Here is an 8694-nt window from a genome sequence, read left to right as displayed (position 1 = left end):
TGGTGGGGCTGGAGAGACTCGAACTCTTTTTGATATAATCTAATATAAGTTAATAAAAAATTAATATAATTAAATCATATATTTATGTTTTTGCGTTTAAATTGATTTAAATAGTTTCGGCGGCAAGTGCGACAAAAACTGCGTCATGATTTACGGCTTACATCCAACGCCGACATGATCCGCAATGACATCTGCAATCTCACGAGCTACTAGCCATTTTTTAGCTTGGTACGTTGCAAGCTCGATCGGATTAGAGATAAAAAATAACTCTAAGATGATGCCGCCCCCGCGCACGTACCCAAGCCGTGAGTGCTGACCGCTATTTTCAGACTTAAACCCACCGTCGTTACCGCGAGTGGGGATGCCCATTACATCGCTGACCGCTTCACAAAGTGCTCGACAAATCACTTTATCTTTGGGTTGAGCTAATGCTTCGACACCACCAGCGGATTGTTTGTGAAAAGCATTACAGTGAAATTCAATCGCAACTTTGCCTTGTTTGATCAGCTTGATTGCATTACGAAGCGTTTGATTATCACTACCATTGCCGTCGGTAACAACTTCTATGTCTTTACGCTCAAGGTATAGAGCTACCATATTGCGCATATCGGTTGCGATTGATGCTTCGGTGATATTGCCATTTACTGCGCCTGGGTCTGTGTTGCTGTGACCTGCTGTAATTACTACTGTAGTCATAATACTTACCTTATTTTAGACATTAAAAAAGCCTCTAAATAGAGGCTGTATTTAATGCTGATTATTATTTGCCAAAAATTGCAAACGCTGCGTCTTTGATTTCCTTAATGACTTCAGCAAGCGTCTTGCCTTGCCACAATGCTACTGCTTGATAAACGATACCGATGGCGAGCATGCCGAATACTGCCCACATAAGCATGACAAAGCCATGCGTCATAACACTGTAGTTTTGCAATTCGTAATACTCAATAGATGCCTCGCCGCCATATAGACTAATCGTAACAGCGATCGTGAACTTAATGATGACGGAAATATTGACTTGTATCTTACCGTCTCTGCCAATGTCACCGCTTAGCATCAAACCAAGGATGGCACCGATGACAGCTGCAAAAACCTTAGGTAGAAACACCAAAAGCTTTAATAAAATAAGGTCCCAAAAGGGGGTGTTATTTGGCATTATCTCTCCTCAAATTTTAGATAATAAAAAACCGCCTTAGTTGGCGGGATTGGTTATTTAGCAGTCGTACAGACAATGATAATATTTAAGCTTTATGAAGACACCGCTATAATCATAACCAAACCCTTCTTTGACGTCGTTGTCTCTTCTATAGCTATAGCCACTTGAAACTTCGTACTTCTTGTTTTTTAGTTTTACACCAACGATACCATTGTAAGGTGATAATCTATGGATGTTATTTTCATAACCCTTTTGTACCGTGTCGACATGAGCGTCGAGAACCTCGGTCATGGTATGTTCTGTGAATAGTCCTACCTCTGCATGAGAAAGGCTAGATACTAGTAGTGCGAATACTACGTAAAGATATTTCATATTAGTCCCCTTTTATTAAAAGTTAGTCACATCAATCACCAGTGCGTATAACGCGAAAGTGTTACCTATCCATCTATCAGCCAACTCGCCATCTCTGTGCTCCACTGTCTCTTCCAGTGCAATGAATGAGTCTCGAAGCGCGACTCCTGAAGTCTTAAAGTCTGAGCCGCTTGCCCATAGAGGTTGCCGCACTAGTACAATGGCTGCGGTCTTACTGCCGTATGACTTTCGCCAATGGGTGACCCTGCCTGAAACTGTCGTTCTAGACTGTCTAACGTCAGGTATGTTGATAATGTCCAATATCTTCAGAGGTTTCTGGCTGCTGTTGAACACTATAGTGCCTGACGCATCGTAAACTTCTAGACCGTAGTTTTCATCAGAAACAGGTTCAGAGCTTGTAAAAGCATGCATAGTACCGAAGCCTTGCATGCGGTTTGTAGTATAGGTCTCACCATCTTCCAAAACTACTCTACGGCCTTTGAAGTAATTCTGGGTCATTATCTGATTGTTGTCAGGACGCCATGCGTAGATAGGTCTTGGGTCAGGATATAAATCACCTACATTGCTGCTGTTGGAAAAAAGTTTGTGACTAAAACTCAAAAGCGGGTGCGTATCAAGCACCTGCTTGCGCCCCTGGTCATCAATTACTTCAAACCCCGTTGCCATCTAATACACTCCCACGTAGATAGTTCTATTATTGTATGTACTTGAGTTAGTCACAGTACATGTACTACCATTGAACTCTACGTTTAAGTTAGTAGTGTCTCCTGTATGCCTATATTCAGGAGATACTATGTAAAATGGCGTTTCAGTAGCCAACAATGGGTCGCTAAACGTAACCGGGTCGCTAGATACTTTAAAAACGCCCAATATTTTCACTGTTTGAGACGAAGTGTCCAATACCATAAAGCCATCAGTATCCCAAATTTGTAAACCTTGACTCATAGATACTCCTTACCAAAGCCCCAGTCGAACGCGCAAGACATTATTGTCATCATAAACACTAAGTAAGCTATCTTTAATCTCAAGCCGAGCCCCACTTTCTGCTGACTTGAAGTGCCCGATAGTTGCAGATAATGCTGATAACGATGTGATGGTTGCTGTATCAATCTTAGCCAGTGTAATTGCACCATTTGCGATATAAGCATTTCTTAGATACGTGCCTATCGGGATAATGACACCATTAATCTCTTGCGCGGTTTCATAATGCACAAACCCCAGTTCTTTGCTGCCATTCGGTGAGCCGATATAGAACTCATCCGCTCTAACAGCAAATGTACCAGTCTTGCCGTCGTTATAAGTACCAGTGCCAACCACGTAGCCATTTACATCAAGCACAGTCGTTGATTGAGCGCGCAGCCCGTCGATGACTTGGTTAGATGTTTGAATGGACGATGTGTTGGTGCCAACTGATGATTGAAGGGTTTGCACCGCGGTTGCCGTTGCACCGCTTTCTGTTGTAACAGCGCTCAAATCCGTTTTAATGGTGGCGATGTTGGTCGTCGCAGTGTTCGCCTTACCTAATGCTTCGGTCGCGGTTGCTTGCGCGGCATTAGCGGCTGCTTGAGCGTCGGTGGCGGCTTTGTCGGTCACAACAATCCAAGCGTTACCGTCCCAGCGCTTTGGTGTATTTTTACCTCCTGTTGTGTCAATCCAAAGATTCTGGGGTAGTTGGCGGGCGGCGGCAGGCGTTTGCCACTGGTAGATCACTTCGCCTTTATTGCCTGCCAAGGTTGCCGCATTGTTAGCTGCCGTTTGAGCGGTCGCTGCATCTGTTTCCGCTTTGTCAGCTTTAGATTGTGCTGTGGCTGTTGAGGATTGCACGGTATTAATTTGCTCAGCTTGTGAGCCAAGCTCATTGGTCAGCGTATTGTTTACTGTAGTGATACTTGCAGTGTTTGCGTCTGTCTTAGATGATACCGTATCAATACGAGTAGACAGTGCACTATCCGCATTGGTGCGAGCAGTTACCTCCGTGTTAATTGCAGCCGCATTGTTAGCTGACTTGCTGACAAGAGTGTCAATGCGAGTAGATAACGCAGAATCTGCATTGGTGCGAGTGGTTGACTCACTTGCGATAGCGGCTGTATTTGAGTCAGTCTTGGTGATTACCGTATCAATGCGCTGACCCAGTGCTGTATCAGCCGTTGTACGCGCTGTAACTTCTGACTGTATTGCTGTTTTATTAGCCCCAGATTCAGCTGTTACGGTGTCAATGCGGGTAGATAGTGCAGAGTCCGCATTGGTGCGAGCGGTTTGTTCGGCAATGATAGCGGCGGCATTATCATTTGTTTTAGCGACCGTCGTATCGACACGTCCTGATAATGCACTAATAGCGTTTGATCTTGTCGTCGCCTCACTTGCAATAGCAGCCGTGTTTTGCCCTGTAGTAGCATTCAAAGTATCAATACTGCTTGCTAACGCCTCATCCTTAGTCGCTAGTGTGTTTAGACTTTGAGTGACAATCGCATTGCTATCTGCAACATCGGATTGCAATACGGTGATACGCTCATTGGTTGCATAATTATCGCGCGCCACCGTTTTTGCATACGTCCACTGCGTTGAGCGCGCCGCATCGGTATAGCGTGATGCATCGGTATAGCGCGGCTTATAATCAGCAACCATGGTGTTGATTTGTTCAGCTTGCGCACCAAGCTCGTTGGTCAGCGTGCTATTAATATCGGTAATATTAGACGACAGATTACCAATATCGTTGCTAAATTTGCTATCCAGTGAGGTGATGCGATCCGCTTGCGATTGCTGTTCTGTCGTGAGCGTTTGCATGTTTTCAGTAATAGCAGACGATAACTGCGATACTTTGGTATTCAGCTTGCTATCGAGGGCAGTGTTTGCTTGGGTGAGCGCCATCACTTGGTTTGCGCGGGTTTGCTCCTCTCTTAAAAGCGCGGCACTCGATGCGCCAGGTGACGGACGCCCAACCGCTATCCAGTCAATCGAATAGTAGTTTAGGTTGTCTGCGCTTGACGCAAGTTTTAAGCCAAAGCCGTTGATCGTACCTGACCACGGCACATCAATATCGAGCGTGGCAATGTTATTTATATCAAAAGCAGGTTCATCAATGACCAAGCTGCCGCCCGACCAAGTGATAAGACCGCCCCATGTCGGAGATTGCTTTTTCTGTATGCGCAGTTTGACATGATGATAGCCGTTGCCGTTTAACTCAAATGCAGGGCTGCTGATGGTTTCTGTACGAACATTTAACCAGCCGCTCGCATAAGTGCCTGCGGTCCAGCCATCACTGCTGCTGTCAAAATGCCAGATCTGATAGGGGTCAAACTGTTCACCAACCCCGGCGGATATTAAGCTGATTTGCTGAGCTAAGCCCTCAAAGCGCGACGCGGTTGCTTGTCGCTCTTGATGTAATAACCCTGAGGTGATTTGCGTCACATCATTGCCGGTATAACCACCAACCATTTGCGCGGACAGTGTAGATACTTGCTGCGCAACCGCTTGGTTTGCCGTGACATTCAAACTGATGCGCTCATTAAAGCTGGCGGATGCGTTTTGATAATCAGCGGACAAGGCGCGGATAGACTCGGCATTTACATAATCAGCATGAGCAATGGTTTTGGCGAAGCTCCACACCGTCGCACGTGATTTATCCGTGTACTTGGAGGCGTCCGTATAACCAAAGCTCATCTCTGATGACAAATAATTGAGCTGTTCTGCTTGCACCCCATTTTCATTGATGAGGGTTTGCTGACGCTCTTTAACGGTCGCAAGCTGACTATCAGTTGCAGACTGTGCCACGGCGACGGTATTGATGTCATTGGCGAGTGCATCAGCAGCATCTTGTAATTGCTGTTGCTGCTCGGTAGCGGACTGCTGTATGGCAGCGACACGCGCATCACGCTCTGCGCTAATTTTATTATTACTGGCTAAAATATCAGCGATACGCGCTTGCGTCTCCGCACTTATTGCATTGCTAGCGGCTAATAAACCTGCAATGCGTGCATCACGCTCAGTATTGATTTTGCTATTAGAATCTAAAATCGCGTCAATGCGCGCTTGCGTCTCTGCACTTATTGCAGACTCATTCACTGCAATTTTATCAATTTTGGTTGTCAAGGCAACGTCTAACGAGCTGCCATTGATTTTGCCTTGTACCAAATCAAGCACTTTGTCAGCACTATCATCGGTCGTACCGCTAATCCAAGATGTCCAATCGCTGGTATTGCCCAATTTATCGACGATACGGCCGCGATAATGCTGGGTTAAACCACCTTGCAGACCATTTACCGTATGCGTGTCGGTATTAAAAGCAAATTGGCCAAGCGGGGCAACATTGACATCAGGTGCAGACGCGACTTGTATCTCGGTATAAGCAGTGTCCCCGCTGCCTGGTGCAAACATCCAATCAATGCGCATACCAAAGAGCAAGCCAGTTGCTTTAATTGATAGCAGTTTTGGTGGTTTGCCTGCTTTGCCCGTGATGGCGGTAAGCATTGATGTGGTTGGTTTTGAGATGGCATCAAATGCTGATACAGCACGGACACGCGCCAGATAATTACCACTGTAAACGCCGTCTATTTCAGCTGAGATATTTCCCGTGCGTGGCAGCTTAATCCAGTCGCCATCATCTTTGCGCCATTCAACGTCGTATGCGACCGCATCTTTAACTTGGCTCCACACGATAACGAATGTGGTGACGTTTTGCGCTTGTACCACACGGTTACGCGATGACACGGTGACACTATCGGGTGCTTGAATGATATACGGATTCATTGGTGGCACTGGTGGGCGCTGCTCAATGATGGTGCCATTATCAATCTGTGCATATAGGCCCGCATCATACTGCAATGCGGTATACGTGTATTGAGTGCGGTCCTCATTTTCAGTAATCGATAAGACGATAAACGGCATGGTTGGCAGCTCATCGCTATCAACGGCCCAGACGTTTTCTGCAGCAACGGGGTCAAATGCTGCTTTTACGGTGATGTTGCGTCCTGATACGCTTAAGATTTCGCGAGTTTGGGCGCGACCAGACTCTAAGTTGACGCTTAATCTATCGCCAGCTTTTGCCGGTATATCATCACGGTCCACAGTGATAACCGTGTAATTGGCATTAACCGCTGATATGCGTCCGCCATTATTGGCACCCGTAAACATCATATCGGCAATATCGACGCGGCTGCCAACGCTTGGCAGTGAGCCGTCCAATCCCATGGCAAAGCTGACGGTTTGCGTACGGTTTTGCTCAGAGAGTAATGCCGCTAGTCCTGCTCGGTACGCTTGGCCTTCGCTGGTACAGCCAACAACTGGCATATCAAGCGGATTGATGCCATATTTTGCAATCGCACGCTCGTTGCGGACGGTCACATAATCGGTCTCGTAATTGTTATCGGGGTTTGACCATGCAACTTGCACAAGCGTATGACGGTCATCGATGGCGGTACCGCTTTTGACGAATGCGCCATCAACGACGTTTGCACGGGTAATCACATAATCAGGGTCACGCGGCGTATCGGCGTCGAGGACGATTTGTGCGCCGTCCCAAAACGACATGCCGCGAAAGATGGCGGCGATATGCTGCAAGACTTGGTATGCTTGCTCAGCGACTTGCAAATACAAATTACAAGTGAAGCGCGGCTCAGTGCCGCCTTTGCCGTCATCGACTGGCTCATCACAGATACGCGCGATATGAGCAATGGCCCATTTATTAATCATAAACGGCTTTAAGCGGTCGCCAAGGCCATAACGATCATTAGTGATTAAGTCGTAATACACCCACGCAGGGTTGTTGGTATAGTCCGTTTTAAATTCACCCGTCCAAATGCCCGTGCTGGTACGGCTAACAGGGTCATAATTGACGGGCACTTTAAGATAACGGCCATACATATCAACCGTCATTTTGGGGATATTGCTAAAAGTACGGGCGTCAAAGGATAAGTATAGTAATGCGGTATGTGGGTAACGTAGCTTTGCATCGATAATCTCAGCGATGCTATCAATCTGCATCTGATTAAACTTGCGCTCATTATCGCCGTCAGCGGTGATTTTACGCACACGAATTTGCCAGCCTTGCTGTGCTTCAGGCAGTTTGATATTGTGCGTGCGCTGATAGCGCCCCGAGGTTTTGGCTTTGATGCTGGTATCGAGTACCGTTACATAGCCGTTGCCATCGGTTTGCACGTCAATTGCATAGTCGACTTTGGTGCCAATGATGTCATTTTTATCAGTCGTGTCGCTGAGGCGTGACCAAGATACATTGACGTTGGCGCTAGATAACTGGGTATTGGTAATGGTGCGAATCCACGGCGTACCGCTGCGAAGTATCGTACCAATACCAATCTCACTACTGAGACTTGGCAGCCCTGCAATGTGCGTTTGATCAACCGTGCCGTTGCGGATTTCCCATTCGACGTTTTCAAAGTTTGGATTGCCGTCAGCATCCAGTAGTGGCGTGCCGTCCAGCATGATACTGGCCGCGCCGCTTACCAAGCCTTTGACTTCACCTTCCGATAACGCATATAAAATCTTAACTTTACTAATAGAGGCGACATCGTCTTTGGCAATAGACGGCTGATGCGGTTTTTCTTGTCCAGCTTTGGCGCCTTTGATTACTGATAATGACATTAGGTATCCTCATTGACGATCATCATACTAATAACAGCACCGCCCCAGTGGCAGCGGCCATATCCAACGGCGACAGGATTGCCTTCAGCGACGGTAGTGACGGGCCCACCAAACGCATAGCTGGGCTTATTGCCGTCCGGGTCTTGCGGGGTGATTGTAGGACGAGGCATAAGTAAAGCGGCAGCGCCCCCAAGCATAAGTCCGGCACCTGCGCCAATTAAAGGCTGCATGCCAGGAACAAGAAACCCTACGCCCACCAACGCAGCGCCCGCAATGACTTGAATCCAGCCCATTGCATCACCGCCTGCACCAGTGATTTTCGGTACGATACGGATGACTTTTGCACCCGTTTTCATCTCCACTTCATCAGCGCTAATGCTTTGCTCGTTATCGTCATAAAATACGGCAAAAAAAAGACCGCTTTCATGGGCGGTCATCATAAATTGTCGAAAGCCATCGACTTGGTAGCTCAGTGCTTCGCATGCCTCGCGTGTCGATTCGACATCAAAGTCAAAGGATTTGCCAAATTTCTCGGCTAAGATGCCGTGTAGCTCGATACGTCTTAGCATGAT

Annotated in this window: 6 protein-coding genes; all 6 read right to left on the bottom strand. The window is 47.0% G+C overall.

Features of this window, described 5'->3' with window-relative positions:
- Positions 1–150: 150 nt before the first annotated feature.
- The 6 genes from AS194_RS01445 to AS194_RS01415 all read right to left on the bottom strand — a co-directional run bounded on the left by AS194_RS01445 (position 151) and on the right by AS194_RS01415 (position 8691).
- Positions 151–696 (bottom strand): N-acetylmuramoyl-L-alanine amidase, encoded by a 546-nt coding sequence (locus AS194_RS01445; protein WP_058023714.1) that lies wholly within the window; start codon positions 694–696, stop codon positions 151–153.
- Between the two features lie 64 nt (positions 697–760).
- On the bottom strand, positions 761–1153 hold the full coding sequence (locus AS194_RS01440) for a hypothetical protein (RefSeq protein ID WP_058023713.1): 393 nt from the start codon (positions 1151–1153) through the stop codon (positions 761–763).
- A 57-nt stretch (positions 1154–1210) separates the two neighbouring features.
- A complete protein-coding gene (locus tag AS194_RS01435) occupies positions 1211–1444 on the bottom strand; it encodes a hypothetical protein (protein ID WP_152978578.1) in 234 nt (77 codons plus the stop codon).
- Between the two features lie 96 nt (positions 1445–1540).
- Positions 1541–2191, bottom strand: a complete 651-nt coding sequence (locus tag AS194_RS01430) for a hypothetical protein (protein WP_058023711.1) — start codon at positions 2189–2191, stop codon at positions 1541–1543.
- Positions 2192–2479: 288 nt separating this feature from the next.
- Complete coding sequence (locus tag AS194_RS01420) at positions 2480–8122, bottom strand: phage tail protein (RefSeq protein WP_058023709.1); 5643 nt, start codon at positions 8120–8122, stop codon at positions 2480–2482.
- Positions 8122–8691, bottom strand: coding sequence for a tail assembly protein (locus tag AS194_RS01415; RefSeq protein ID WP_058023708.1), 570 nt, complete (start codon positions 8689–8691; stop codon positions 8122–8124). Before AS194_RS01415 ends, AS194_RS01420 begins: the two co-directional genes overlap by 1 nt.
- Positions 8692–8694 lie beyond the last annotated feature (3 nt).

It is taken from the genome of Psychrobacter piscatorii (assembly GCF_001444505.1).
Taxonomy (GTDB): domain Bacteria; phylum Pseudomonadota; class Gammaproteobacteria; order Pseudomonadales; family Moraxellaceae; genus Psychrobacter; species Psychrobacter piscatorii_B.
This window is presented reverse-complemented; position numbering and strand designations above follow the sequence as displayed.